Origin of the sequence: Corynebacterium sp. HMSC071F07, assembly GCF_001810285.1 — a bacterium.
GTDB classification, from domain to species: Bacteria; Actinomycetota; Actinomycetes; order Mycobacteriales; family Mycobacteriaceae; genus Corynebacterium; species Corynebacterium simulans.
The window spans coordinates 1-432 of record NZ_KV800691.1 but is presented as its reverse complement, the minus strand read 5'-3'; the positions used below and the strand labels follow the sequence as shown (position 1 = coordinate 432).

At 57.2% G+C, this 432-nt stretch carries 1 protein-coding gene; it reads left to right on the top strand.

The window, feature by feature from the left end:
* The coding region (locus HMPREF2724_RS01640) for a transposase (RefSeq protein WP_141748297.1) at positions 1 to 432 on the top strand (432 nt) is incomplete at both ends.

Genomic DNA, 432 nt, shown 5'->3' with positions numbered 1-432 from the left:
AAGCTGGAGCACCGCAAAGAGATTGAAGCCCAGGTACTCGAGCTGATCCAGGACATTCCTCAGACCGAGATTCTCTTGTCCATGCCCGGCATCGGCCCACGTAGCGCCGCGCAAATCCTTATGACCGTCGGCGATATGTCCGACTTTCCCAATGCAGCGCACCTGGCTTCCTATGCAGGCCTGACGCCGCAGACGAATCAGTCGGGAACGTCGATCATGTCGAATTCGCCCAACCGGGCCGGCAACAAGAAATTGAAGAACGCCCTATGGCAATCGTCCTTTGCATCGATCAGATTCCACGAGCGTTCCCGGCAATTCTATGAGCGAAAACGCAAAGAAGGCAAGAGACATAACGCCGCAGTCGTCGCGCTCGCACGCCGACGCCTCAACGTCCTCTTCGCCATGATGCGCAGCGGAGAGCTCTACAGAGAC